Below are 25848 nucleotides of genomic sequence, written 5' to 3'. Positions count from 1 at the left end.
GTCACTGAGAAAGGTGGGGGGGCTGGGTTGGTGGGGTTCTTGTCTTGATATGGACCGCGACGCCAAGCCTTCACCAAGAAAATGGGGGGGCAGACCACATTCAAAACACTATTCGCTTCTGGCCGAAACCCGTCCAATGCCCCCTAACTCATCCACCACCTCCACCCGCCTTCAAGAGACAGCAACCTGCCTCGATTTCCGGCTTAACCCAGGTGTCTTGCCTGTAATGCGCTTGAATGCGCGACTGAAAGCGGCTTGGGAGGTATAGCCCAAGCGCTGCGCCACTTCTTCTATCGGCAGCCTTTCGAGCGTCAGCCACTGGCTGGCAAGGCGCATCCGCACTTCGGTGACGTAGCGCAGTGGGGTCATGCCGATAGTCATCTGGAAACGGTCCGCGAAGACCGAGCGAGAGGTATTGCATTGCTCGGCCAACTGGCCGACGGTCCAGTCGCGGCCCGGTTGCTGATGGAGCGCCAGAAGCGCACCCGCCAGCCGTGGATCGCGCAAGGCGGCAACCAGGCCGGAGGCATTGCCGCACGCACACTCGACCCAACCGCGAACGACCATGGCGGCGACCACGTCGGCCAGTCGTGCGAGGATGCCGGCGAAGCCGACGCGTGCGGCGCTGACCTCGCGCTCCATGGTGGTGAGGATAGGCACAAGTCCGGGGTAACGTTGGCCGCCGGCGTCGATCAGCATCAGGCCCGGCATCAGCTTGCCCAGGCCATGAATACTGCCCAATTCGAACTCCATGCAGCCACTGAACACAATCGCGGTCGGTGTGGGGCCGGCGTTGGTTCCGGTGTCCACCGCGCTGACGGTGTCTCCGAGGGGCTCGCGATCCAGCAGGTCGATGTCCTGAACAGGCACGTCCATGTGGGAGAGCAGTTGATGGGCCGCGCCATGGGAGATGAACACGGCGTTGCCGGCGGACAGCGCATAGGGGGTGCCGTCTTCCATCCGCAGCACTGCGTTGCCGACCGCCAGGAAGTGGAACCAGGCATGCCCAGGTCTGGCGGCGAAGCCCAAGCCGAAGGTGGGGCCCGTTTGGATACGGCGGTACTCGACGCCGCGCAGGCGCATGCCGCGCAACAGCTCATTGATGAGGTCCGAGGACAGGGCAAATTGATCTGTAGACATGGCTCAGGTGTTTCAGTCAATAAATTGAGGTTTTGGATCATAGATCATCCGGTTTCAGGTGCCTAGACTGCGGGACGCCATGAAGATTGGGAGATCTGTGCAAATGACTGACCTTGTATGCAATGCCGTAGCCGACCGCCGTCTTGATGCCGGGCCGGATGTGGAACCTGCAACCCCGGCGTGGATGGCCGTATTTTCGCTGGCAATGGGCGTGTTCGGCTTGCTGACCGCCGAGTACCTTCCGGCCAGCCTGCTGACGCCGATGGCGGGCGAGCTGGGAGTGTCTGAAGCGCTGGCTGGCCAGGCGGTGACGGTGACCGCCGTGGTGGCGCTGTTCGCCGGCCTTCTGGTGCCCGGCCTGACCCGCAGTATCGATCGTCGCTGGGTGCTGCTGGGGTTTTCTACGTTGATGATCGCGTCCAACCTGCTGGTCGCTATTTCCTCCAGTTTCGCAGTGCTGCTGTTGATGCGTATCTTGTTGGGCATCGCCCTTGGTGGGTTCTGGAGCATGGCGGCGGCGGTGGCGATGCGCTTGGTACCGGGGGCTTTGTTGCCCCGAGCGCTTTCGATCATTTTTAGCGGGATTGCCATAGGGACGGTGGTTGCGGTCCCGCTGGGCAGCTATCTGGGAGGGCTTTATGGCTGGCGCAGCGCGTTCTTCGCCGCGGCGGCGGTGGGCGTGGTGACCCTGGCTTTCCAGTCGTTCACCCTGCCGCGCCTTGCGCCGCGCCGGCCGGCACGCCTGCGCACCGTGCTTGAGGTGTTGCTGCGTCCGGGCATCGCCATGGGCATGTTCGGCTGTGTGCTGGTGCACAGCGGCCACTTCGCGATGTTCACCTATATTCGGCCATTTCTCGAAGGCACCACCGGCATCGGCCCGCAAGGGCTGTCGCTGATGCTGTTGGGTTTTGGTGTGGCGAATTTTGTCGGCACGCTGGTGGCCGGGTGGCTGCTGCCCCGTCATCCGCTGGGCACCCTGGTGTTGATGCCCGCGTTGGTAGGCGTTGCAGCGCTGGCATTGGTGCTGCTGCCGGCCTCGGTGCCGGGGCAGGCGGTGCTGCTGGCGGTGTGGGGCCTGGCCTTTGGGGGTGTGCCGGTGGCGTGGTCGAACTGGGTCGCCAGCGCGGTCCCGGATCAGGCGGAAAGCGCCGGGGGCATGGTGGTGGCGTCTGTGCAGTCGGCCATCGCAACGGGCGCAGCCGCTGGCGGGGCAATGTTCAGCCTCGGTGGCAGCGCCGGTGTATTCCTAGCGGCGGCCGTGCTGATGCTGCTGGCCGCGTCGCTGATTGCATGGCGTGTGCGCGTTCCTTCTGCCCACGGCGCTGCCCGGACCACGCCGGCGCCGCACCTTTGATTGCCAGCTTGCCCAGCAACACGGCGCGGTCAGTTATCGCCCCAGCCTTTGATTAGATTGAACAGCCGCATACCCACGGCGCCTAACCCAAACAGGCTGTTTGACGGCACCGCCAGAGCAAGCGGCGTTTACCGGGCTGCAGTCGGCCATGCGCTGAGGCGCATGCGCCGTCGCAGGCTTCAAAGGGGGTTTGAATGACCGAGGAATTCGCAGACTTTTTCAGCACCTACACGATCCTGGGCATTTCATTGGCCAGTTGGGCGCTTGCCGTGTGCGCCGCAGCGCTCAGTTACTGGCTGGCGAGAACCGCCATCCGCTTCGTGTTTCGCAAGGTCCAGGCCAGGGCGAGCGCCGGTAATGGTCATCTCAGTTTGATCGCCAGCCAAGTGCTGTCGGCGACCAGCACCACGTTGTTGCTGTTGGCCTCGATTCTGGTCGGGGTCGGTTTGCTGGATTTGCCGCAGCGCTGGCTCGGTCGGGTCAGCAGCCTGTGGTTTGTGGTGGCGGCGTTGCAGATCGGCCTGTGGGCCAACCGTGCCCTGGCGCTGGGGCTGCACCGTTATTTCTCTCGCCACAGCGCCAACGGGGTGTTTCAGGCCAGCGCCCTGGCAACCTTGAGTTTGTGGGGGGGGAGGGTGTTGTTATGGGCAGTGATTCTGCTCGCGATGCTGTCGAACCTGGGCGTCAACATCACCGCGTTTGTCGCCAGCCTCGGCGTGGGCGGTATCGCGGTGGCGCTGGCGGTGCAGAACATCCTGGGCGATGTGTTCGCCTCGCTGTCCATTGCCGTCGACAAGCCCTTTGAAGTCGGCGATTTCATCGTAGTGGGCACGCTGGCCGGTACGGTTGAGCATGTGGGCCTGAAGACCACGCGCATCCGAAGCCTGGGTGGCGAGCAGATTGTCATGGCCAACGCCGACATGATCAGCAGCACCATCCAGAACTACAAGCGGCTGCAGGAACGCCGCATTGTGTTCGAGTTTCGCCTGACCTATGACTGCTCCACCGAACAGGTCCGCCAAGTCACGCAACGGGTGCAGGAGATCATCAAGCGTGAAGAATTGGCCAGGTTCGATCGCTGCCATTTCAGGAATTTTGGCGAGAGCGCGCTCGAGTTCGAGACGGTCTATATCGTCCTGGACGCGAGCTATAACGTTTATATGGACGTGCAGCAGCGGATCAACCTGAGCATCATGAAGGCGGTCGCTGAGCTTGGCGCTTGCTTTGCTTTCCCGGCGCGCACCGTGCACGTCGCTTCAATGCCCGACGCTGCCGCACGGCCTTCGCGCACGCCGTCTCCGGCGCGCGCCGAGCATGCTTGATCAGCGCACCAGGCAAGGCTGCTTGTTGTTATAGCGCCAACCCGGTATCAAAAACTGCATCGCCACGCTGTCATCCCGCGCGCCGAGGCCCATGCCTTGGTACAGCTCATGGGCCTTGGCCACGGCGTCCATGTCGATGTCCACGCCCAGGCCAGGCTTGGCCGGTACTTTCACATAGCCGCCTTCGATTTTCAGGGGTTCACGGGTCAGGCGCTGGCCGTCCTGCCAGATCCAGTGAGTGTCGATGGCGGTGATGTCGCCCGGCGCGGCGGCAGCCACCTGGGTGAACATGGCCAGGGAAATATCGAAGTGGTTGTTGGAGTGCGAGCCCCAGGTCAGGCCCCATTCATGGCACATCTGCGCCACGCGCACCGAGCCTTGCAAGGTCCAGAAGTGCGGGTCGGCCAGCGGAATGTCCACCGATTGCAGCTGGATCGCATGGCCCATTTCGCGCCAGTCGGTGGCGATCATGTTGGTGGCGGTCTTGAGGCCCGTGGCGCGACGGAACTCAGCCATCACTTCGCGGCCCGAGTAACCGTTTTCGGCACCGCATGGGTCTTCGGCGTAGGCGAGCACGTGGTGCTGGTCGCGGCACAGGCGAATGGCTTCTTTCAGAGACCAGGCGCCGTTCGGGTCGAGGGTGATACGTGCATCGGGGAAACGCTCGGCCAGGGCGGTGACCGCTTCGATTTCCGCGTCGCCGCTCAATACGCCGCCCTTGAGCTTGAAGTCGTTGAAGCCGTACCGGGCTTTGGCGGCTTCGGCCAGGCGCACAACCGCTTCGGGGGTGAGCGCGGTTTCATGGCGCAGGCGCAACCAATCGTCGTCGGCGTCCGCTTCGTTACGGTAAGCCAGGTCGGTGGCGTTGCGGTCGCCGACGTAGAACAGGTAACCGAGCATTTTCACCGCATCGCGCTGCTGGCCTTCGCCGAGCAGGGCGGCCACCGGCACGTCGAGAAACTGCCCCAGCAGGTCGAGCAGCGCGGCCTCCATGGCGGTGACCGCGTGGATGGTGATGCGCAGGTCAAAGGTTTGCAGGCCGCGCCCGGCCGAGTCCCGCGAGGCAAAGGTGCTGCGCATTTGATTCAGCACGCGCTGGTACTGGCCGATCGGTTGGCCGATCACCAGGCTGCGTGCGTCTTCCAGGGTTTCGCGGATGCGTTCGCCACCGGGCACTTCACCCACGCCGGTGTTGCCGCAGCTGTCCTTGAGGATGACGATATTGCGTGTGAAAAAAGGCCCGTGGGCGCCGCTGAGGTTAAGCAGCATGCTGTCGTGGCCGGCGACGGGGATAACCTGCAAGTGCGTGACGACTGGAGTATTCATGGCAAGTGTCCTGAAAGGTTCAAAGAGGTTTGCTGACGGCGGCGCTGTTGGGCGCCACGCTTGTCGGGGTCAATACGGCAGAGGGCGCGGTCTTGGCGAAGAACACCAGGATCGCCGCCAGCACCGAGGTGCCGGCCAGGCCGTAGAGGCCGCCTTGGATCGAACCGGTGGTCTGTTCCAGGAAGCCGAAGGTGGTCGGCGCAACGAAGCCGCCGAGGTTGCCGATGGAGTTGATCAGCGCGATCACCGCCGCCGCGATGCGCACATCCAGGTAACCCTGGGGGATCGGCCAGAACAGCGATGACGCCGACTTGAAACCGATGGCCGCAAAGCAGATCGCCACGAAGGCGAAAATCGGCCCACCGGTGGTAGACATGAACATGCCTGCCGCGGCAATCAACAGTGCCGCCGCGACCCAGGCCTGCTGGAACTTGAACTTGCCCGACAGCGACGCGAAGGCGTACATGGCGATGATCGAGATCAGCCAGGGGATCGAGTTGAAGAAGCCCACCTGCACGTCACTCAAGTCGCCCATCTTTTTGATGATGCTCGGCAGCCAGAATGTCGCCGCGTAAATCGTCAGTTGGATGCAGAAGTACAACGCGCAAAACAGCAGGATCTGGCGGTCCTTGAGCAGCTTGCCGAGGGTGGGTTTGACGCTGGTCAGCGCTTCACGCTGGCGTTGTTCGGCGTCGATGGCGCCGACCAGTGCGTCCTGCTCTTCACGGCTCATCCATTTGGCATCGTGGGGCTTGGAGTCGAGCCAGAACCACACAAAGAACCCGATCACCACCGAGGCCAGGCCTTCGATGGCGAACATCCATTGCCAGCCATGAAAACCAAAGCCTTCGATCTGCAACAGCACCCCCGACAGAGGGCCCGAGATCAACGACGCCACCGCCGAGCCGCTGAGGAAAATCGCGATGGCTTTACCGCGCTCCACGCCCGGCAACCAGCGCGTGAAGTAGTAGATCACCCCAGGGAAAAAACCGGCCTCGGCCACGCCCAGCAGAAAACGCAGGATGTAGAAGTGGGTTTCGTTCTGGATGAACGCCATCATCGTCGCGACGATGCCCCAGGTGAACATGATGCGGGTCAGCCAGATGCGCGCGCCGACCTTTTGCAGCAGCATGTTGGACGGTACTTCGAACAGGGCGTAGCCAATGAAGAACAACCCGGCGCCAAAGCCATAGGCCGCGGCGCCGATGCCCAGGTCATGCTCCATGTGCGTGCGCACGAAGCCGATATTGACCCGGTCGATGTAGTTGAGGATGAACATGATCACGAACAGTGGAAGCACATGGCGCTTCACTTTGCTCACGGCGCGCGTGAGGACGGGATCGCGGGTGGGTGCAACGGATGCATGGCTTGAACGAGTCACAATGGAAAACTCCCCCTGATTATTTTTATGCGGGTTTGTATGCGTTGTTGATAGACATCATACAAGTGCATTTCTGGGGTTCGCAATCCATGGCGGGGTGTTTTTTGTGTTTATAAGGTGACCAGGGGGCTGCTTGGTTTAGTTATTAGTCCGTATTTATTGGGGTTTTGTGAGCGCTTGCGTTGAATTCCTCTGTTTGAAAATGCCCGCTCGATAGCGTCAGTTGTTAAACGCTACAGATTGGTTGTCATACAAGATGATGGTTTTCTCACGCGCTCAGCAATGTCCCTCCAGCAGGATGTTAAGCTCCGCCCAGCCCAACCTCGTGGACCTCCCGCAATGCCCATTGAAAGCCCAGCGCCCCTGCGTAGACGCTCTAACAACCTGGCCCAAGGCGTGGTCGATGCCCTGACCCAGCGCATCCAGCTCGGGCAATTGAAACCCGGTGAAAAACTGCCTTCCGAATCCACCATCGTGCGTGAGCACGGCGTCAGCCGTACGGTGGTGCGCGAGGCGCTTTCCAAGTTGCAGGCCTCGGGGCTGGTGGAGACGCGGCATGGCATCGGCACCTTCGTGCTGGAGCAAAACGCCCAGCAGGGCTTGCGCCTGCATGTGGATACGGTGGCCAGCGTGCGTAACATGCTGGAACTGCGCCTGGGTCTGGAAGTACAAGCGGTAGCGCTGGCCGCGCTGCGCAGAAGCGAGGTGCAACTGGCCGATATGCGCCAGGCGCTGGATGACTACCAGGCCTGCCTGGCCAACCACGACAGCTGTGTGGAAGAGGACAAGCGCTTTCACCAACTGATCGCCGAGGCCACCGGCAATACGTTCTTCAGCGAAATCATGTCGCACCTGGGCAATGCGATGATTCCCCGCACTCAGGTCAAGGGCGCCGAGCGCGGCGGCGCCGATTTTGCCAAGCTCGGGCAATTGGCGAACCTTGAGCATGAGGCGATTTTTAATGCGATCAAACGCCAGGACCCGGACGCGGCGCGGGCCGCCATGGTGCTGCACCTGACCAACAGCCGGGATCGGTTTTCCGGCGAATGACAAGGACTCAAGGTTGAACGAACAGACATTGTCCCAGCGCCTGGAGCGCGTGGCGGCGCATATACCGCACGGCGCACGCCTGGCCGATATCGGCTCGGACCACGCCTACCTGCCGGTGGCATTGTTGCGCCGTGGCGTGATCGAGGCGGCCGTGGCGGGGGAGGTGGCCGCCACGCCTTTTCAAGCGGCCAAGCGTACCGTGTGTGACAACGGCCTGGAGCAGCGCATCCGCGTGCGCTTGGCCGATGGTTTGTCGGCCATCGAACCCGACGACCGTATCACCGCCGTCAGCCTGTGCGGCATGGGCGGCGAAACGATCCGCGACATCCTCGAAGCCGGCAAGGCCCATTTGAGCGGTCATGAGCGGCTGGTCCTGCAACCCAACGGCGGCGAGCAACCGCTGCGCGTGTGGTTGATGCACAACGGCTACCGCATCGTCAGTGAAGAGTTGCTGCACGAAAACCGCTTCTACTACGAAATCATCGTCGCCGAGCGCTCGGAGCCGGTGGTGTACAGCGCTGAAGAATTGTACTTCGGCCCGCTGCACATGCAGGCGCGTACGCCGGTCTTCCTGGCCAAGTGGCAACGCGCGCTGCGCCTCAAGCACAAGACCCTGGCCGGCTTCGAACAGGCACGGCAGACGCTGCCCGAGGCTAAGCGCCAAGAGATAGCCCGGCAGATTCAGTGGATGATTCAATTGCTGGGTTGATCGCTGTTGTCGCCGGATCCGCATCCATGGCGCCGGATATGCTCCAATAACCGCCTCATTCGCTCACCCAGGACGCCCGCCATGGCCGACGCCACCGACCAAGCCTTCTACGACCGCGCAGACGCACATATCGAACTGTCGAACGAGCAGCTCAAAACCTTCGAAGACCTCGGTCAGGTCAGCGCCTCAATGATGTTCGGCACCACCCGGTTCAATGCCTGGGCGTGTGCGCGTAATTTTAAATCCGGCGCGCACATGGCCGAGGAGCGCGAGGCGATGCTGAAGTATTTCTGTGAGCAGTACCGGATGATGCTTGAAGACAATCTGGACGATCACATCAATAATTTTACTCAGTACATGCAAGTCAAATAGGGCGCCGGTACTGCGTCCACCAGCCATACGCCGTTGTCCGCCTGGAAGAACCGCATGCCTGCCTTTCTCATCGCGTGCGTATCAATGCTGAGCAGCACCGGTTGCCCATAGCGCTTGCCGACGGCCATCGCGGTCTCAGGGTTCTCTGTGAGGTGCACATGGTGCCGGCTGCCCGGAATCAGTCCTTGAATGTCGATGGAGGCCATGAAGCGGCTGGCGGTACCGTGGTAGAGCACGGCCGGCGGTTCCTTTTCGATGTGCTGCACCTGCACGTGTTCAGTGCTATGGCCTTGGGCGGCGCGGATGCGGTAGCCATCGTCGGAGAGTGTGAAGCGCTTTTTATCGTTGGTCTCAACGACATCGAGCAAGGCCTGGCGGTCAACGTTATGCCCGTGCCGGTTGGCTTTTGTGATCAGTTCGTCAATATCGGTCCAGCCGTCGCTGTCCAGTGCAATACTCAATGACTCCGGGGCATGGCGCAGTACGTAGCTGAGGAATCTGCTGATATCGTCGCGTTGTTTCTTATTCAAGAGGATTTCCTTTTCCGAGGTGAGCTTGATTGCCGTCAGACGCATTCAGCCCTTCAAGTTTGTTCGGTTCGCGGCCGATAGGATGCCTGTAATTGAAGATGTTTTGGAGCGCATCTCAGGTAGTCGTCTCCGCCGGTTACAACACCCTGGCCGACACTGAGTGCTTTTGCCCCATTTTCGTGCACGCCACCGGCACCATAAGCACACCGAGCGCGCTGTTTCGGGGCTGCGTGCCGGCGGCTCGTATCTTGCTAGTGCCAAGCTAATCAATGACATGGCATTTTGCCGTTAGTCATTTCAAGGCTTGGCCCGCCGTTTATTCGCGTGGGTTGTTTTTGGGAGTGGTCGGACATGCACAGCTTGTTATCACCCGGTATCCGCCTGCTCGGACGTCTCGGTTTCGCACGTAAATTCCAGATTCTGTTTTTCCTGTTCATGCTGCCCCTGGCCGGTAGCCTGTGGATGATCGGGCAGGACTATCGTGAAAAATTAAGCGTGATTTCCAACGAACAGTCCGGCGTCCGCCAACTGTTGGCCCTGGACACACTGGACGGCCAATTGACCGCCCAGCGCAACCTGGCCGCGCGCTGGAAAGCAGCAGACATCCTGCACGCCCCGACGCCGGCGGCGAAGGCGGCGATGGACAAGGTCGATGCGAATTTCCCACTGATCCAGCAAAGCCTGCAAACCTTGGGCGATACCCTCAAAACCCAGAACGCCGGGGCCGATATCCTGGCGCGCTTCGACGCGTTGCAGGCCACGGTCAAGGGCATGGACTCCGCGTCCCTGCGCACCGTGGGCTGGTGGCCGGACGGCTACGACCGTTTCACCTCGGCCCTGAGCGCGATGCAAACCCTGCGTGAGCAGATCACCCTGGACGCCGGCCTGATCCTCGACCCCTGGCTGGAAACCTACATGCTGATGCAGATGGGCACGCAGCAGACGCCGGACCTGATCGAGCGCATCGGTCGCATGGCCAGTGTCGGTCAATCGTCCATCGCGTCCGGGCAATTCACCCTGCAAAGCCGTTTGCAGATGCGCGACCTGCGCAGCCGCATCGGCGACGCGCGCGACCAGTTGGACAAGGCTGCGACTGCGCTCAAAGCCAAGCAATTCGACGGCATGCAACCCTGGACCGCGCAGTACGACAACAGCCTGCAGTTGCTGGATAACGAACTCAAAGTGCTCGATGACGGCGTGTTCGGCGGCAGTATCAAGCTTGACACCACCAGCTTTGAGCGCAGTGTCGACACCACGCTCGCCTCGCTTGGCGCGCTGCGTGTGCAGTCGCTCACCTCGCTGGATGCGCGCTTGAGCTACTACCACAGCCACGCCAACCAACGCTTCATTCCCCTGGCGCTGACGTTCGGCCTGCTGGCCCTGGCGGCGCTGTACCTGTTCGTGTGCCTGCAAGCTTCCATCCGCCGCAGCGCCAGTGGCATCACCACCCTGGCCGAGTCCCTGCGCGACGGTAACCTGTGCGTGGAAGTGGCGGTGGAAGGGCGTGACGAACTGGCGGCTATCAGCACGGCACTGAACGTGGCGGTGATGCAGCTGCGCACCAGCCTGCTGGGGGTCAATCACGAAACCCAGCAACTGGGCTCAGCGGTGCTCACCCTCAATTCGCAATCGGGCAGCACCCTCACTGAAGTCGAAGACCAGCAACACCAGATCAGCCAGATTGCCGCTGCCGCCACGCAGTTGGCCGCCACCTCCATGGGCGTCGCCAGAAGCTGCGAGCAAGCCTCGGGCAGCGCCCAGCAGACCCGGCGCATTGCCGAAGACAGCAGCCGTGACAGCCAGCGCACCACCGCGAGCATCCAGCAGCTCAACCAACGCCTTACCGACACCGCCGATGCGTTGCAGCAGGTGAGCCAGCAGGGGCAGCAGATTCAATCGGTGGTCGACACCATTCGCGGCATTGCCGAACAGACCAACCTGCTGGCACTCAACGCGGCCATCGAGGCGGCGCGTGCCGGTGAGCAGGGCAGGGGGTTTGCGGTGGTGGCCGATGAAGTGCGCAGCCTGTCGCAACGCACCCAGGCTTCCACGGCGCAGATCGCCGGCACCGTCGACAGCCTGCGCGCGACCGTCAGCCAGGCGGTCACCTTGATGGGCGCCGCGTGCGAGCAAGCACTCACCGATGCCGAGTCCGTCACCGGCCTGGGCGCGCGCTTGGGCGAGATTGCCGGCGCGGTGCAGAACGTCACCGACACCCTGGCGCAAATCGCCACGGCCGTGGAAGAACAAGCGGCGACGGCGGACGAAGTGAGCGGCAATATCCAGCAAGTCGATCAGGCCGCAGGGCGCTTATTGGACGGCGCCCGCGCAGTCAACCGCGCGGCCGACACCTTGAGCAGGGGCAGCCAGGCGTTGAGTGACAACACGGCGCGGTTTCGTTTGGGCTGAGCGGCGTTGTGGTGAGCGGGGCAAGCCCGCTCACCACCTGCATCGTTCCCGAAGGGTGCTGAGGGTTACTTCGCTTGGGTGTGCAACACCTCAATCCACAACGCCCCCTTGCCCGACGCCGCTTCTCCCACCCGCTTCAATGCCCCGTTGGCGCTGACCGCATACGCCCCGACCGTGTCGCTTTTCTCGCCCGTCACCAGCAACCATCGGCCATTGGGCGAAAACGCGATATTACGCGGCTGCTTTTCTTGCACCGGGTAGTTGTCGAGAAAGCGCAGGCCGCCCGTGGCTGTGTCCAGCGCAAACGCCGATACCGAACTGCTGGTGCGCTCGCTCATCAGCAGCAGCTTGCCATCCGGCGACAGACGCAGGTCGGCGGCCCAGATGCGCGGTGTCGGGTCGTCTTTGAGGTCATTGTTGCGCGCATCGCGCACTTCGCCGTGGGCCAGTTTCAAGCGTGCGGGGATGCCGTTGGCCACGCCGACCTGGGTCAGCGCGCCGGTGTTGTGGTCGATGGCAAACGCGGTCACGGTACCGCTCATTTCGCCGACCACATACAGGTATTGACCGTTGGCCGAGAACGCCAGGTGCCGAGGGCCGGTATTGGCCGGCACGCTGACAAAGCCCGTGCCGATCGGCGTGAGTGCGCCGGTGTTGGCGTCGAAGCGGTATTGCAGCACATGGTCGGTGCCCAGGTTGCCGGCGTACGCGAAGCGATTGCTCGGGTCGGTACGCAACGAGTGCGCGTGCAGGCCGGTTTTGTAGGTGAGGATCGGCTCGGCCTTGTCGACGGGCTGCACGCTGAGCAGGTCGGCACCGTAGGAGGCCGCGAGCAGATAACGCCCGGCGCGGTCGGTGGCCAGGTAGGCCATGCTGTCGGCCAGCGGCGCCTTGGACGTTGGCGTCAAATGCCCGTTGGCCGGGTCAATGCTGAACGCCTGCACCTGAAACGGCTTGACCCGCAGCGCGGCAAACAAGGTCTTGCCGTCCGGGCTCAGGGCCATCGGGTTGACCTGATCGCCCGCCGTTACTTGCTCGACTAGGCTCAGTGCACCGTTGCTTTCATCGAGGCGATATTGAGAAATCAAGCCATCGCCGGGGCTGGAGATGTAGGCAAAGGTGGTGGCGTTGGCGTGTGCGACGAGGCCGCAGGCAATGGCGGCGGCCAGAATGAGAGGTTTATTCACGAGCGGACCTTTATTGTTTTGATTGTGGTCAGTCATCGTATGACTCTGCGGGAGTCTCGGCAATGGGTGTTTGGTCGGCGCACTGACTTCTTCATCTTGGCGCCTCGCACCAACCTGGTCCTGGGCCGACGGTTTGGCGGCGAGCCGATCCCCTGGCCCATACGGCCTATTCGCCCCAAAGTGCCGATCAGTTAAGCGAACGCAATGTTCAAAGCAATGAAGATCCCCTGTGAGCAAGCCTCCTCCCACAGGGATCTGCGCTTAACGGATCTGCCCACAAACGCGGGTGCGTCAGCGGCTGGCTCAGGAACCTTTCGCGCTCCAAGGGGCTCACTTGTCAGGTCGCTCCGTTTGATCGCCGAAAGGAATCCGCATGCTTTCAGCCTCGCCAGCCTTTGCCCAGCACCCCCCCGTCGAACGCGAACTCAGCCTGCGCGCTGTCATCATGGGGACGCTGCTCGGCATCCTGCTCACCCCTTCCAACGTGTACGCCGGCCTGAAGATCGGCTGGTCGTTCAACATGTCCATCATTGCTCTGTTGGTGGGTTATGCGATTTTCCAGGGCGTGGCCAAGCGTTCGTCCGGGCAACTGCCGTGGACGCTGCATGAAAGCAATATCAACCAGACGGTCGCTTCGGCCGCCGCTTCGATCATCTCCGGCGGGTTGGTCGCGCCGATCCCGGCCTACACCCTGCTGACCGGTAACCAACTGGACGCGCTGCCGATGATTGCCTGGGTGTTTTCGGTGAGTTTCCTGGGTATTTGGATCGCCTGGTACCTGCGGCCGTCGCTCCTCAATGACAAGGCGCTGAAATTCCCCGAAGGCATGGCCACCCTGGAAACCCTGCTGCATATCTATAACCACGGCCGCGAAGCTGCGACACGCCTTAAGGTGTTGCTCAGCGCGGCGTTGTTGTCCGGCATGGTGAAGTGGGTAGACACCTTTATGTGGACCTTCCCGCGTTGGTCACCGACGGCCCATCTGGAACGCCTGACCTTTACCGCCGACCCTTCGCTGCTGTTGCTGGGGTTTGGCGGCATCATCGGCATCCGCGTCGGTCTCACGCTGCTGCTTGGCGCGTTGCTCGCCTGGGGCGGCCTGGGCCCGTGGCTGCTGGCGCAAGGTTTGGTGACGTTGCCGGCCGACAGCAGCGGCCCGCAGTTCGCCGCTTTGGTGGAATGGCTGCTGTGGCCGGGCGTGAGCCTGATGGTGTGCTCCACGTTGGCCTCGTTGACGATCCGTCTGTGGGCGTTGCGCTCCTCCATCAAGGCCGGCGGTGGCGCCATCTGGACTCTGCCAAAACCTGGGCCTGCCGCAGGCTTCGTGTTGTCGATTGCATTCGTGGTGAGCCTGCAGGCGCTGTTGTTCGGCATCAACCTGTGGATGGCGTTATTGACCATCCCCTTGGCGATTTGCCTGGCCGCCGTGGCCGCCCGTGTAGTGGGAGCCACCGGCATTCCGCCGATTGGCGCCATCGGGCAATTGTCCCAACTGAGTTTCGGCATCGTCGCGCCCGGCCAGGTGCCGATCAACCTGATGAGCGCCAACACCGCCGGCGGCTCGGCCGGACAGTGCACCGACCTGATGAACGACTTCAAGGTAGGCAAGGCGATTGGCGCCACGCCGCACAAGCAGGTGATCGCGCAGATCCTGGGGATTTTCATCGGCAGCATCGTCGGCGTGTGCGCCTACCTGGCGCTGATTCCCGATCCGCAGTCCATGTTGCTCACCGAGGAATGGCCGGCCCCGGCAGTGGCGACCTGGAAAGCCGTGGCGCAAACCCTCACCCATGGGCTGGATTCGTTGTCGCTGAGTATCCGTTGGGCGATTGCCATTGGCGCTGTGATGGGCGTGTTGTTGGGGGGGCTTGACAGCCTGTTGCCCGCGCATCGCTCCCGTTACCTGCCCAGTGCCGCCGCACTGGGGCTGGCCTTTGTGTTGCCGGCCTCGGTATCGCTGATGATGGCGCTGGGCGCGATACTGACCTGGCTGGTGAGCTGCCGCTGGCCGAGCCTCACCGAGCGTTTCGCGATTACCGCGGCGGCGGGATTGATTGCCGGGGAGAGCATTACCGGGGTAGGGGCGTCGTTATGGCAGATGCTCGGATAGCAGCCACCATTGAGCGCCTGTTATCTACTTGGCAAACGCATACTCGCCACCCTGTTCCAGCGCCTGGCGATACGCCGGCCGTGCCTGAAACCGTTGCACCCACGCCGCCAAGTGCGGGTATGCCTGCAACTTGCCCTGCGCCTTGGCGATTTCGCCGATAAAGCTCATCTGGATATCCGCGCCGCTCAGCTCATCGCCCAAAAGGTACGGCGTCGTTGCCAGCGCGTCGTTGAGATAACCGAGGTAGTTGGCCACTTCCGATTCAATCCGCGGGTGCAACGGCGCACCGGCATCGCCCAACCGCCCCACGTACAGGTTGAGCATCAACGGCAGCATGGCCGAGCCTTCGGCGAAGTGCAGCCACTGCACGTACTGATCGTAGCGCGCGCCCGCCGGGTCCGGTTGCAGGCGGCCTGCGCCATGGCGGCGGATCAGGTAGTCGACGATGGCGCCGGACTCGATCACCACCTTGCCAGCGTCTTCGATCACCGGCGACTTGCCCAGCGCATTGATCGCCTTGAGTTCAGGCGGCGCGAGGTTGGTCTTCGGGTCGCGTTGGTAGCGCTTGATCTCGTAGGGCAGGCCGAGCTCTTCGAGCAGCCACAGGATGCGCTGCGAACGTGAGTTGTTGAGGTGGTGAACAATGATCATGGAAACTCCGGCGGCTGAGGGGTAGGTGTAGGAACAGACTACTGTGCGGGCGCAGAGTGCCCTCAATCGGCGAACGCCGCCTCGATGAACGCGTCCAGGCCCTTCTCTTCGAGGATCTCGATAGAGAAATGCCCAAAGCGCTTGGGCAGCCAGATAATGCGCCCGCCGGCCGGCGTTTGCAGGTTTTGCTTCGCCAATGGCTGGCCATTTTCATCTTCGGGTTGCACGCCCGAGGCCACCAGTTCGTCGTAAGCAACCTCAATGTCCGGCGTCGAGTAGCAATGACGATAGATCATGCCTTCGCCATGGGCGTCCAACAATTCCCGCAGGTTGCCCGCGATCGGCTGAACCAGCATGAAGCGCTCCTGGCCCATCAGCGCCACGGCATAACGCACATGCAGGCCGCCCCGGTCCCAGATGAAAGTCCTGGAAATACGCGCCTTGAGGGTTTGCGCGTAGTAGGCGCAGGCGTCTTCAAGGTTGGCGACCAGTACGTCGACGTGACTGAATTTCAGATCCATGGGGTGCCTCCTTTGCGAATCGACGACCATCGTAACCACGATAGGTATCACAGGGATATCCATCTCGACGGCATCCTTTCAGGCACTGAAACACTCAATTGCCATTCGTGCAGGTTCCGCCCAGCAGCCGATAGCGCAAAAATCCAACCGCGCGCTGTGCTTGCTTAACCCAAGGCGCGATCGAGGAGAGCACCAATGGATGAGATCTCGACACCGCCGGCCTCACCGTGGCACGCGGGCGAACTGGCCTTGCAGCGCAGCGTGGGCGCGGTAGACATGATGGCCGGCGTGGGCCAGCGGCAAATGGCACGCGACTGGATGCCAGACCAGCACCGCGAGTTCTATGCGCAACTGCCCTTTGTGGTGCTGGGCAGCGTGGACCGCCAGGGCGATGTGTGGGCGACCCTGCGCAGCGGGCAGCCGGGCTTCATGCAGTCGCCCACCCCGCAAACCCTGCGGATTACGCTGGCGCCGCAACCCCAGGACCCGGCCCAGGAGGGCTTGGGCGAGGGGCGTGCGATCGGCATGCTGGGCATCGAGTTGCATACCCGACGCCGCAACCGCATGAACGGCATTGTGCGTCGCCAACTCAAGCAGGGCGTTGAGATCGAAGTCACCCAGGCCTATGGCAACTGCCCGCGTTATATCAACCTGCGCCAGTACCGCGTGGTCGACGAACAGCCTGGCCCTGTGGTCGAGTTGCCCGCCAACGACCCGTTGATCCGGCGCCTGGTGACCACGGCGGACTCGTTCTATGTGGCCACTTACGTGATCCGCGACGGCCAGATGCAGGTCGATGCGTCCCATCGCGGCGGGCTGCCCGGCTTCGTGCGCGTGGAGGCGGACGGCAGCCTGACCGTGCCGGATTTCTCCGGCAACCTGTTCTTCAACACCCTGGGCAATATTCTGCTGAACCCGCGTGCGGGCCTGGTTTTTGTCGATTTTGCCAGCGGTGACCTGTTGCAAATGAGCGGCAGCGCCCAAGTGCTGTTGGATGACCCCGAAATCGCCGCGTTCCAGGGCGCCGAGCGGCTGTGGCGGTTTACCCCGCAACGCAGCGTCTACCGCAAGGCCGCGCTCGGGTTGCGCTGGGAAGACCAGGCCGAAGGGGTGTCTCCCAGCTCACTGATGACCGGCAATTGGTCGCAGGCCGCCGAACGGTTCAAGGCCCAGGCCCTCAGCGCGCAATGGCGGGCGCTGCGGGTGGCGCGGGTGGTTGATGAAAGTGTACACATCCGCTCGTTTTACCTGCACGCCGACGACGGTGCGGGGCTGCCGGTCTATGCGCCGGGGCAGCATCTGCCGGTGCGCGTGACATTGCCGGGCCACGCGGCGGCGGTGATTCGCACCTACAGCGTCTCCAGTGCGCCGTCCGATGATTTCCTGCGCATCAGCGTCAAGCGCGACGGCGCGGTGTCTTCGCATTTGCATGCGCAGCTTCAGGTTGGCGACCGGCTGCAAGTGCGGGCGCCCCAGGGGCACTTCACGGTGCGGCCCGCCGAGCGTCGGCCGTTGGTGTTGCTGGGCGCCGGCGTGGGGATCACGCCGTTGCTGTCGATGCTGCGCGAGGTGGTATACGAAGGCAAACGCATCAACCGCATGCGCCCGACCTGGCTGATCCAAAGTGCGCGCACGGTGCAGGAGCTGGCGTTTACCGATGAACTGAAGGCGCTGCTGGCACGAGCCGGGGACAAGCTGCATTGGTTGCGGGTTGTCAGCCAGGCGCCTGGGCCGGGGCCGGGCTACGACGCGGTGGGCAGGATCGACATTTCGCTGCTCAAGTCGGTGCTGCCGTTGGATGACTACGACTATTACCTGTGCGGCCCCGGCACCTTCACCCAGGCGCTGTACGACGGCCTGCGCGCGCTGCGTATCCCGGACGAGCGCATTCATGCCGAAACCTTCGGGCCATCCACGCTGGTACGCGACAGCGAGGTGAGCGTGGCCGCGGCGCCACAAACGCCGGTCTCCAGCGAAGCGGTGAAAGTGCTGTTTGCCACCTCCGCTAAAGAGGCGCGCTGGGAACCCGGCGCCGGCACCTTGCTGGAGCTGGCCGAAGCACGCGGCCTCACGCCGCCCTTCAGTTGTCGCGGCGGTTCGTGCGGCACCTGCAAATCCACCTTGCGCCGTGGCCAGGTGCATTACCTCAACACCCCCGCCGAGCCTTTGGCGCCCAACGAAGTGCTGATCTGCTGCGCCGTGCCGGCTCAGGGCAGCGAGCCGCTGGTGCTGGACATCTAAGCCCCAGGCGTGGCGCCGATCATTGCGCTTTGTGAAATGCTGGATTGCACACCCTGGTAATTCCGCTGTTGAACGCGACGGCCGAACATGGCCCCACAGACGCACTAGCGTCTTGAACCCTACCTTTGATAAATGGAGCACGTCATGTCCCGCAACCCGATCAAACTGTACCGCCACCCTCTGTCCGGCCACGCCCACCGGGTCGAGTTGATGCTGTCGCTGCTGGGCTTGCCCACCGAGCTGATCTCGGTGGACCTGGCCAACGGCGCGCACAAGACCCGCGAATTCCTGGCCCTCAATCGCTTTGGCCAAGTGCCGGTCATCGACGACAACGGCACGGTGTTGGCCGATTCGAATGCCATCCTCACCTACCTTGCCGTCAAGTACGGCGATGGCCAATGGTTGCCCGCCGACGCGCTGGGGCAGGCCAGGGTGCAGCGTTGGTTGTCGGTAGCGGCCGGGCAGATCCATGCGGGCCCTGCCACGGCGCGGTTGATCACGGTGTTCGGTGCAGCGTATAACGCCGAGGACGCGATCGCGCGCTCCCACGCCTTGCTCAAGGTCATGGAAGAAGAACTGGGCGACAGCCCCTTCCTGGCCGGCAGCGCGCGAACCATCGCCGATATCGCCGCCTACACTTACGTGTCCCACGCGCCGGAAGGCAATGTCGACTTGAGCGACTACCCGCAGGTGCGTGCATGGCTGGGCCGCATTGAAGCGTTGCCCGGTTTTGCCGGCATGCAACGTACCGCCATAGGCCTGCAACAGGCGTGATTCACACCACCACAACGGGTTTGCCATGGATCGCTTTCAAGAAATGCAGGTGTTTGTCAGCGTCGCGGAAGAAGAGGGTTTCGCCGCCGCGGCGCGTCGCCTGCACATTTCCGCGCCGAGCGTGACTCGGGCGATTGCGGCCATGGAGGCGCGCATCGGCACGCAGTTGCTGGCGCGAACCACGCGCAGCCTGCACCTGACCGAAGCGGGCCAGCGCTACCTGGAAGACTGCCGGCGCATCCTGAGCGAGCTGGACGAGGCGGAGCAATCCGCCTCGGGCGGCTACTCCTTGCCGCGCGGCGCCCTCACAGTGACCGCGCCGGTGCTGTTCGGCGAACTCTACATCGCGCCGTTGCTGGCCGATTACCTTGACCTGTTTCCCGCCGTACAGGTCAACGCATTGCTGGTCGACCGGCTGGTTAACCTGTCGGAGGAAGGCATCGATGTGGCCATCCGCATCGGCCATCTGCACGACAGCCAGCAGCACGCGATCAAGGTCGGTGAGGTGCGCCAGGTGGTTTGCGGCGCGCCGGTGTATTTTGCGCGTCACGGTCGGCCCAGCCATCCCCACGAGTTGAGCCGCGCCAATGTGGTGATGTCCAGCGCCAGCACGCTGCTGAGCGACTGGCACTTTCGCAGTGATGCCGGCCCCTTGAGCGTGCGCGTGGACCCACGCCTGGTGGTGAGTGCCAACCAGGCGGCGATCCATGTCGCCTGTGAGGGCTGGGGGCTGACCCGGGTGTTGTCCTATCAAGTGGCGCAACGTGTGGCCGATGGCGAGCTGAGCCTGGTGCTCGAAGCGTTCGAGCCTGCCGCGTTGCCGATTCATGTGGTGTACCAGAACACCACACGGGTGCCGGCCAAGGTGCGCACCTGCGTGGACTTTCTGGTCGAGCGTCTGCGCCAGGATTTCAGGCTCAAGCCTGTACACCCCGGCGCCGCGTGATGGACCGCTACCATGAAATGCTGATGTTTCGCGCCTTGTCGCAGCGCCCCAGCCTTGCCTCGGCGGCGCGCCTGCTGGAGGTCTCCGGCCCGACACTGGTGCGCGCCATCGCCCGCCTGGAGGCGCGGCTTGGCGTACCGCTGGTGGTGCGCAGCACGCGCGGTGTGGCGCTGACAGAAGCGGGCGCGGCGTTCATGGCTGACTGTTCGCGCATCCTGGATGACGTCGAGCAGGCCGAAGCGTTTGCCAAGGGCTTGCACGTGCAGGCACAAGGCAGCCTGCGGGTGCATCTGCCGTTGTTGTTCAGTCGTTATGTCATGGCGCCGATGCTGACGCGCTACATGGACCTGTACCCGCAGGTGCGGCTCTTTGCGCATTATCATGACCGCCTCGTCAACCTGCATGAGGAAGGCGTGGATGTGGCCGTGGTGATGGGGCATTTGCCCAACTCCTCGTTGATTGCGCGCCCGGTCGGGCAGGTGCGCTCGATCATCTGCGCCAGCCCGGCGTATCTGGCCGCCCATGGCCAACCCCAGGTTCCACACGACCTGCTGCAGCACCGACTGATCGCCGTGCAGGCCCATCAGGACAAGGTGCAATGGCCGTTCCAGGCCGGCGTCGAAACCTGCCTGCTCAAGGCGCGCCCTCACCTCAGTTGCTCCACCGTGCAGGCAGCCATCAACGCCGCTGCCCATGGCGCCGGGCTGGTGCGGTGCGAGAGTTATGCGCTGTACGACTATTTGCAGAGCGGGCGCCTGCGCCGGGTGTTATCCGCCTGCGAGCCGGCATCGATTCCGGTGCAGGTGGTATACCGCGAAGGCCTCAAGGCGCCGGTGCGTGTACGCAGCCTGGTCGATTTCCTGGTCGACCATCTGCGCGAGCACCCGGCGTTGCGCTGAGGCGCAAGTGCCCGCAGATCCACTGTGGGAGGGGGCTTGCTCCCGATGGCAGAGTGTCAGATACAGATAAGTTGGCTGGCACACCGCAATCGGGAGCAAGCCCCACATTTGGAACTGCGTTGTGATTGGGTCGACTGCCGCTGACGCCCACGGTTTGCCTGCGTGTCGACATCGAGCATGACAATGGCGCAACCAGGCTACTTTGGCCTTGCCGAGCCCCCTTAAGGTGGTGCGAATTCGGTCGCAGAGCACAACAAGAACAATGAATAGCCTGAACTCCACGGATTCCAACGGCCAGTTGGCGCAAGGCTTCAAGCCGCGCCACGTGACCATGCTGTCCATCGCCGGCATCATCGGTGCCGGGTTGTTTGTCGGTTCCGGGCATGCCATTGCGGCCGCCGGGCCGGCGGTGTTGCTGGCCTATCTGGCCTCGGGGCTGCTGGTGGTGCTGGTGATGCGCATGCTCGGTGAAATGGCCGTGGCGCGGCCGGACACGGGCTCGTTTTCCACCTACGCCGACCAGGCCATCGGCCCTTGGGCGGGGTTCACCATCGGTTGGCTGTATTGGTGGTTCTGGGTGCTGGTCATCCCGATCGAGGCGCTGGCGGCCGGGCATGTGCTCAACCAGTGGTTCCCGCAGGTGGACGCGTGGCTGTTCGCCTTGCTGTCGATCATCCTGCTGGTCATCACCAACCTGTTCAGCGTGGCCAAGTACGGTGAGTTCGAGTTCTGGTTCGCGATGGCCAAGGTGCTCGCGATCATGGGGTTCATCGGCCTGGGTTTCAGCGTGTTGATGGGCTGGGTTCCCGACCGCGAGGCCAGCGGCCTCAGCCGGTTGATGCAGGAACACGGCGGTTTCGCACCCAACGGCCTGTCGGCGGTGGTGGGCGCGTTTATCACCATTATGTTCAGTTTCATCGGCACCGAAGCCGTGACTATCGCGGCGGCCGAGTCGAGTAACCCGGCGCAGAACATCGCCAAGGCCACCCGTTCGGTGATCTGGCGCATCGGCATTTTTTACCTGTTGTCGATTTCCATCGTCATTTCGGTGGTGCCGTGGAATGACCCGCTGCTGGCGTCGGTCGGTTCTTATCAACGCGCGCTGGAGTTGATGAACATCCCCCATGCCAAATTCATGGTCGACCTCGTGGTGTTGATCGCCGTGGCCAGCTGCATGAACTCCTCGATCTACATCTCTTCGCGCATGTTGTTTTCCCTGGGCAAACGTGGCGACGCACCGCAAGCGCTCAAACGCACCTCGACGGCAGGCGTGCCCAGGGCCGCGGTGGTTGCCAGCACCATCATCGGCGCGGGCGTGACATTGCTCAGTTACTTCATGCCGGCCGGGTTGTTCCAGTTTCTGCTGGCCAGTTCCGGCGCCATCGCGCTGCTGGTGTATTTGGTGATTGCCATCTCCCAACTGCGCATGCGTCGGTTGCTGCGTCGACAGAACGTCGAGTTGACCTTTCGCATGTGGCTGTTTCCCTGGCTGACCTACCTGGTGATCGTGTTCATCTGCCTGGCGCTGGGGGTGATGATGGTCACGCCGGAGCACCGTACCGAAGTGTCGTCGACCATTGGCCTGGCGCTGGTCATCTCCTTGATCGGCCTGCTCACGGCGCGTCCGCACGGCCCGACGGCCGAACCGGTTTCGCTGGGGCAATCCTGATCAGCCGTTGGGGGGTACCGGTCATGACGCCTCACGCGCCTGCTTGCCAGAACATCGGCTTTTTGCTGCTGGACCAGTTCACCCTGATTTCACTGGCCTCGGCGGTCGAGCCGCTGCGCATGGCCAACCAACTGGCCGGCGAAGAGCTCTACCGCTGGCAAACCCTCAGCTTCAACGGCCAGCCGGTGTGGGCGAGCGATGGCGTGCCGGTCACGCCGGATGCCTCGACGCAGGACCCGCACAGCTTCGACGCTGTGATCGTGTGCGGTGGCGTGGGTATTCGCACGGCGGTGAAGCCTGAGCACATCGCCTGGCTGCGCAACCAGGCCCGCGTGCATTGCAAGCGCCTCGGCGCGGTGTGTACCGGCAGTTGGGCACTGGCCATGGCAGGCTTGCTCGATGGCTTCCAATGCAGCGTGCATTGGGAGCTGATGGCGTCGATGCAGGAAGCCTTTGCGCGGGTCACTGTCAGCTCCAGTGTGTTCACCCTCGACGGCAACCGCTTCACCAGCTCCGGCGGCACCGCGCCGCTGGACATGATGCTGCACCTGATTGGCCGCGATCACGGGCATGAGCTGTCGGCGGCGATATCGCAGATGTTCGTGTACGAGCGCATCCGCAACGAACGCGACCACCAGCGCGTGCCACTTAAGCACCTGCTTGGCACGCAACAGCCCAAACTGCAGGAAGTGGTGGCCTTGATGGAAGCCAACCTGGAAGAACCCCTTGATCTTGATGACCTGGCGGCTTATGTGCAGGTATCCCGGCGCCAACTGGAGCGCATGTTCCAGCGTTACCTGTACTGCACGCCGTCACGTTATTACCTCAAGCTGCGCCTCACGCGTGCGCGTCAGTTACTGATGCAAACGCCTATTTCGATTGTGGAACTGGCGGTGATCTGCGGCTTCGTGTCCACGCCGCATTTTTCCAAGTGCTATCGGGATTTCTTCGGCGTAGCGCCCAGCGACGAACGCTGCGACATGCGCCTGCAACCCCCGCAGGCGAGCCGGCCGGTGGTGCATCCGCGCTCGTCGGCAAAGCCGAAGAACACGCTGGAACAGGCGCGCGATGAGCCGACCTTTGCGAGTGTGCAGATTCAACGGCGCTGACGCTCGGCAGGGGGGCTGGTTTTCAGCCCCACTGATAACGCAGAACCGTCGCCCTCAGGTTCAACGCACCCGCGTCCTGCTCTGTACGGCCAGGTCCAGTGCCTTTTGCATGTCCAGCCGCGCGGAACGCCCCACGTCCTTGTCATTGAGCTGATAGCTACGCTCCGACGGCAGGATCGGCGCGGTAAGGTCCTGGGCGTCGCTGCGTTCAAAGTCATGGTTGTCGCCAATCGCCATCGAGCTGCGGCGCAAGAGTGTGCGCAATTGTTCGGGTTGCAGTTGCGGGTTGATCGACAGCATGGCCGCCAGCAGGCCCGCGACCATCGGGGTGGCATAGGAGGTGCCGCAATGCACGGCGCCTTCCTCGCCGGCGTCGGCCGTGGATGCATGGGCGCAGGCGGCGGCGGTGATATCGACGCGCATGTCGACGTTCGAGGAACTGCGCGTGACCGCATAGGCCGGGTCATCCACGGCGAGGCCGGCCTGCTCGCCGCGCTGGTGGCCGCCCACCACCAACAGTTGCTCGGTGATAAACGAGGAGGGCAGGCGGTAGTCATCCGTGCCGGAGAACGCCGAGCCGTTACCGGCGGAATTCACCACGATCACGTCGGGATGTTCCTTGCGCAGCCATAGGAAAAATTCTTCCAGCAATTCTTCGTAGCCGCTCATGGCAATGCCTGAGCGCACCAGTGAGTCGACGTCCTGGCCGTTGACGTCCCGGGTGCCGACGCGATGGATGCCCCAACTCCAGTTGAGCACGCGTACGCCGTCTTCCACGAGGTTGACCGATGCCGCGATGTTGGCCGTGATGCCGGCATCGGAATTACGCTCGACGATCACGTCGAAACCACCGCTGGCCTTGTCCAGGCCACGCAAAAAACCGCTGTTGCCGCCGTTGTGCCAACGCGCCGCAAGGATGCCGGCGACGGTGGTGCCGTGGCCGTTTGCTGCGTCGGTGTCGCGTGCGTACACGCAGGTTCGACTGGGCGCGCAGGCACCCAGGTAGTCGGCGAAATCCGCCGTGTCGAAGTCCACGCCGCGCTCGATCACGCCTACGCGCACCGGTTTTGGCAGGATCGGCGAGTGCTGCCCCGGGATGCGCCGCTGATAGTAGGCCACCGCGTCGAGAAAGCGGTTGGCGGCCCATTCATCGGAGTCGGCGGGCGGTTTTTTCGGCGCTTCACGGCGCGTGGCGGCGTGCTCGGTTTCTTCGGCGGCGGACTCTTCGATCACCACGGCATCCACGCCGGTCTCGCTGCCCAGGCGCAGCACCAGCGCATCCCGTTGCATCAGGTCCGTGGCCGGCAGGCGCAACTGGAAGACATTCAACGGCGCGATGCTGCCGACCACCGTCGCTCCATATTTGCGCGCCAGGCGCTCGGCTTCCTGGCGGCCGTTCTGGTCTTCTTCGATCAGCACGCTGACCAGGTTCACATAGGTGGTCAGGCCGTCCATGTTCTTCGCCACTTCGCTGGGGCCGGCCGCTACCACCTGGCTGTTGCGCACGCTCAGCCAGGCGGCATTGCTGACGCGCGGGCCGTCTTCCAACCACAGCGGGCCGCTCTGATAGCGGGCGCTGTCCAGGCGCAGGCGCACGTGGTTGCCGTCGCGTTGTACCGCATCCGCCGGCAGGGCCTTGCCCGCCAGTTTCAGCTGTGGCGGGGCATCGTTCAGGCCGCGAACGGTCAGGCACCAGTCCTGCTGGCGGTTTTCCAACACGTCGCCGCAGCGTTGCAGGTTTTCCAGGCGCAGCGGTGGTTGGGCTGCGCTGGCCGTGGCAGCCAGGCTGAAAAGGGTTGCCAGGGTGGCGAAGCGTAAGGGCATGAGCGGGTTCCTTGCCGGTGGCCTGCTGTTCCGACTACGCCGGAGCTTGCTTCGTTCAGCGCATAACCGACGCCATTGAATTTGAACTCCCGTTTCAGGCGCTTACTCATAACGGGGGAGGGACTTGCACATGACGGACGTGGCCATGACCCAGCAACACGCGCTCCAACGCGACACCGCAGCGGTAGTCTTGCTGGGGCGCTTGTTTGACGTGATCGGCCGCCGCGTGATGATCAGCTTTACTTACGCCATCTCCGGTGTGTTGCTGGCGGTGAGCGGCTATGCCTTCCAACAGGCCGCGGATTGAGGGGCTGACGCCAGCCG

General features: G+C 63.1%; 22 protein-coding genes. 14 read left to right on the top strand and 8 right to left on the bottom strand.

What is annotated here, in order from left to right; all coding sequences use genetic code 11:
• Nucleotides 1-171 precede the first annotated feature (171 nt).
• Complete coding sequence (locus AB4O25_RS09590) at nucleotides 172-1140, bottom strand: AraC family transcriptional regulator (RefSeq protein WP_116077689.1); 969 nt, start codon at nucleotides 1138-1140, stop codon at nucleotides 172-174.
• 103 nt (nucleotides 1141-1243) lie between these two features.
• On the opposite strand from AB4O25_RS09590, the gene AB4O25_RS09585 reads away from it, so the two are divergent.
• A complete protein-coding gene (locus AB4O25_RS09585; RefSeq protein ID WP_460150803.1) occupies nucleotides 1244-2494 on the top strand; it encodes an MFS transporter in 1251 nt (416 codons plus the stop codon).
• A gap of 194 nt (nucleotides 2495-2688) precedes the next feature.
• Nucleotides 2689-3816 (top strand): mechanosensitive ion channel family protein, encoded by a 1128-nt coding sequence (locus tag AB4O25_RS09580; RefSeq protein WP_368949261.1) that lies wholly within the window; start codon nucleotides 2689-2691, stop codon nucleotides 3814-3816.
• On the opposite strand, the gene gudD is transcribed toward AB4O25_RS09580, so the two are convergent.
• Together gudD and AB4O25_RS09570 are read right to left on the bottom strand one after the other, a co-directional pair.
• Nucleotides 3817-5142: a glucarate dehydratase gene (gene gudD / locus AB4O25_RS09575; protein ID WP_017527778.1), complete on the bottom strand. Its 1326-nt coding sequence runs from the start codon at nucleotides 5140-5142 to the stop codon at nucleotides 3817-3819. It lies immediately after the preceding gene.
• A 19-nt stretch (nucleotides 5143-5161) separates the two neighbouring features.
• Nucleotides 5162-6523: an MFS transporter gene (locus tag AB4O25_RS09570; RefSeq protein ID WP_217855234.1), complete on the bottom strand. Its 1362-nt coding sequence runs from the start codon at nucleotides 6521-6523 to the stop codon at nucleotides 5162-5164.
• Between the two features lie 339 nt (nucleotides 6524-6862).
• Here AB4O25_RS09570 and AB4O25_RS09565 point away from each other — a divergent pair, with 339 nt between their 5' ends.
• From AB4O25_RS09565 to AB4O25_RS09555, 3 genes are all read left to right on the top strand, one after another.
• Entirely contained in the window at nucleotides 6863-7573 is a 711-nt protein-coding gene (locus AB4O25_RS09565; RefSeq protein ID WP_017527780.1) for a FadR/GntR family transcriptional regulator, read from the top strand.
• A gap of 13 nt (nucleotides 7574-7586) precedes the next feature.
• Nucleotides 7587-8282, top strand: a complete 696-nt coding sequence (locus AB4O25_RS09560) for a tRNA (adenine(22)-N(1))-methyltransferase (RefSeq protein WP_065877701.1) — start codon at nucleotides 7587-7589, stop codon at nucleotides 8280-8282.
• A gap of 81 nt (nucleotides 8283-8363) precedes the next feature.
• Nucleotides 8364-8654, top strand: a complete 291-nt coding sequence (locus AB4O25_RS09555) for a DUF3144 domain-containing protein (protein ID WP_017527782.1) — start codon at nucleotides 8364-8366, stop codon at nucleotides 8652-8654.
• Here AB4O25_RS09555 and AB4O25_RS09550 read toward each other — a convergent pair.
• Entirely contained in the window at nucleotides 8633-9184 is a 552-nt protein-coding gene (locus AB4O25_RS09550; RefSeq protein ID WP_026067257.1) for an RNA 2'-phosphotransferase, read from the bottom strand. The genes AB4O25_RS09555 and AB4O25_RS09550 overlap by 22 nt on opposite strands.
• A gap of 351 nt (nucleotides 9185-9535) precedes the next feature.
• On the opposite strand from AB4O25_RS09550, the gene AB4O25_RS09545 reads away from it, so the two are divergent.
• Entirely contained in the window at nucleotides 9536-11593 is a 2058-nt protein-coding gene (locus AB4O25_RS09545) for a methyl-accepting chemotaxis protein (RefSeq protein ID WP_368949260.1), read from the top strand.
• A gap of 65 nt (nucleotides 11594-11658) precedes the next feature.
• Here the strand turns inward: AB4O25_RS09545 and AB4O25_RS09540 are convergent, their stop codons facing one another.
• Nucleotides 11659-12780 carry a lactonase family protein gene (locus AB4O25_RS09540; RefSeq protein WP_460150802.1) on the bottom strand — a complete coding sequence of 374 codons (1122 nt, stop codon included), beginning with the start codon at nucleotides 12778-12780 and terminating at the stop codon, nucleotides 11659-11661.
• A 373-nt stretch (nucleotides 12781-13153) separates the two neighbouring features.
• Here AB4O25_RS09540 and AB4O25_RS09535 point away from each other — a divergent pair, with 373 nt between their 5' ends.
• Nucleotides 13154-14890 (top strand): OPT family oligopeptide transporter, encoded by a 1737-nt coding sequence (locus AB4O25_RS09535; protein ID WP_068935567.1) that lies wholly within the window; start codon nucleotides 13154-13156, stop codon nucleotides 14888-14890.
• Between the two features lie 24 nt (nucleotides 14891-14914).
• Here the strand turns inward: AB4O25_RS09535 and AB4O25_RS09530 are convergent, their stop codons facing one another.
• Together AB4O25_RS09530 and AB4O25_RS09525 are read right to left on the bottom strand one after the other, a co-directional pair.
• Nucleotides 14915-15541: a glutathione S-transferase family protein gene (locus tag AB4O25_RS09530; protein WP_065877697.1), complete on the bottom strand. Its 627-nt coding sequence runs from the start codon at nucleotides 15539-15541 to the stop codon at nucleotides 14915-14917.
• Between the two features lie 62 nt (nucleotides 15542-15603).
• The gene (locus AB4O25_RS09525; protein WP_017527788.1) at nucleotides 15604-16062 is read right to left on the bottom strand and encodes a VOC family protein; all 459 of its coding nucleotides are present in this window, start codon (nucleotides 16060-16062) and stop codon (nucleotides 15604-15606) included.
• A gap of 195 nt (nucleotides 16063-16257) precedes the next feature.
• On the opposite strand from AB4O25_RS09525, the gene AB4O25_RS09520 reads away from it, so the two are divergent.
• The 6 genes from AB4O25_RS09520 to gbdR all read left to right on the top strand — a co-directional run bounded on the left by AB4O25_RS09520 (nucleotide 16258) and on the right by gbdR (nucleotide 23700).
• On the top strand, nucleotides 16258-18303 hold the full coding sequence (locus AB4O25_RS09520) for a 2Fe-2S iron-sulfur cluster-binding protein (RefSeq protein WP_065877695.1): 2046 nt from the start codon (nucleotides 16258-16260) through the stop codon (nucleotides 18301-18303).
• A 144-nt stretch (nucleotides 18304-18447) separates the two neighbouring features.
• Nucleotides 18448-19077 carry a glutathione S-transferase family protein gene (locus AB4O25_RS09515; RefSeq protein WP_017527790.1) on the top strand — a complete coding sequence of 210 codons (630 nt, stop codon included), beginning with the start codon at nucleotides 18448-18450 and terminating at the stop codon, nucleotides 19075-19077.
• A 25-nt stretch (nucleotides 19078-19102) separates the two neighbouring features.
• Nucleotides 19103-20023, top strand: a complete 921-nt coding sequence (locus tag AB4O25_RS09510; protein ID WP_065877693.1) for a LysR family transcriptional regulator — start codon at nucleotides 19103-19105, stop codon at nucleotides 20021-20023.
• Nucleotides 20023-20922 carry a LysR substrate-binding domain-containing protein gene (locus tag AB4O25_RS09505; protein WP_017527792.1) on the top strand — a complete coding sequence of 300 codons (900 nt, stop codon included), beginning with the start codon at nucleotides 20023-20025 and terminating at the stop codon, nucleotides 20920-20922. The genes AB4O25_RS09510 and AB4O25_RS09505 overlap by 1 nt, the downstream gene beginning before the upstream one ends.
• Before the next feature lie 262 nt (nucleotides 20923-21184).
• Nucleotides 21185-22591, top strand: coding sequence for a GABA permease (gene gabP / locus AB4O25_RS09500; RefSeq protein WP_217855226.1), 1407 nt, complete (start codon nucleotides 21185-21187; stop codon nucleotides 22589-22591).
• Nucleotides 22592-22614: 23 nt separating this feature from the next.
• Nucleotides 22615-23700, top strand: coding sequence for a choline metabolism transcriptional regulator GbdR (gene gbdR, locus AB4O25_RS09495; protein ID WP_017527794.1), 1086 nt, complete (start codon nucleotides 22615-22617; stop codon nucleotides 23698-23700).
• 60 nt (nucleotides 23701-23760) lie between these two features.
• Here the strand turns inward: gbdR and AB4O25_RS09490 are convergent, their stop codons facing one another.
• Nucleotides 23761-25524, bottom strand: coding sequence for a S8/S53 family peptidase (locus AB4O25_RS09490; RefSeq protein WP_017527795.1), 1764 nt, complete (start codon nucleotides 25522-25524; stop codon nucleotides 23761-23763).
• Between the two features lie 130 nt (nucleotides 25525-25654).
• Here AB4O25_RS09490 and AB4O25_RS09485 point away from each other — a divergent pair, with 130 nt between their 5' ends.
• The gene (locus tag AB4O25_RS09485) at nucleotides 25655-25831 is read left to right on the top strand and encodes a hypothetical protein (RefSeq protein ID WP_368949282.1); all 177 of its coding nucleotides are present in this window, start codon (nucleotides 25655-25657) and stop codon (nucleotides 25829-25831) included.
• The last annotated feature ends 17 nt before the right edge of the window (nucleotides 25832-25848 follow it).

This window comes from Pseudomonas sp. S3_A03, assembly GCF_054668275.1.
Note: the sequence above shows the minus strand (reverse complement) of the source record. Positions and strands in the feature narration are given on the sequence as shown.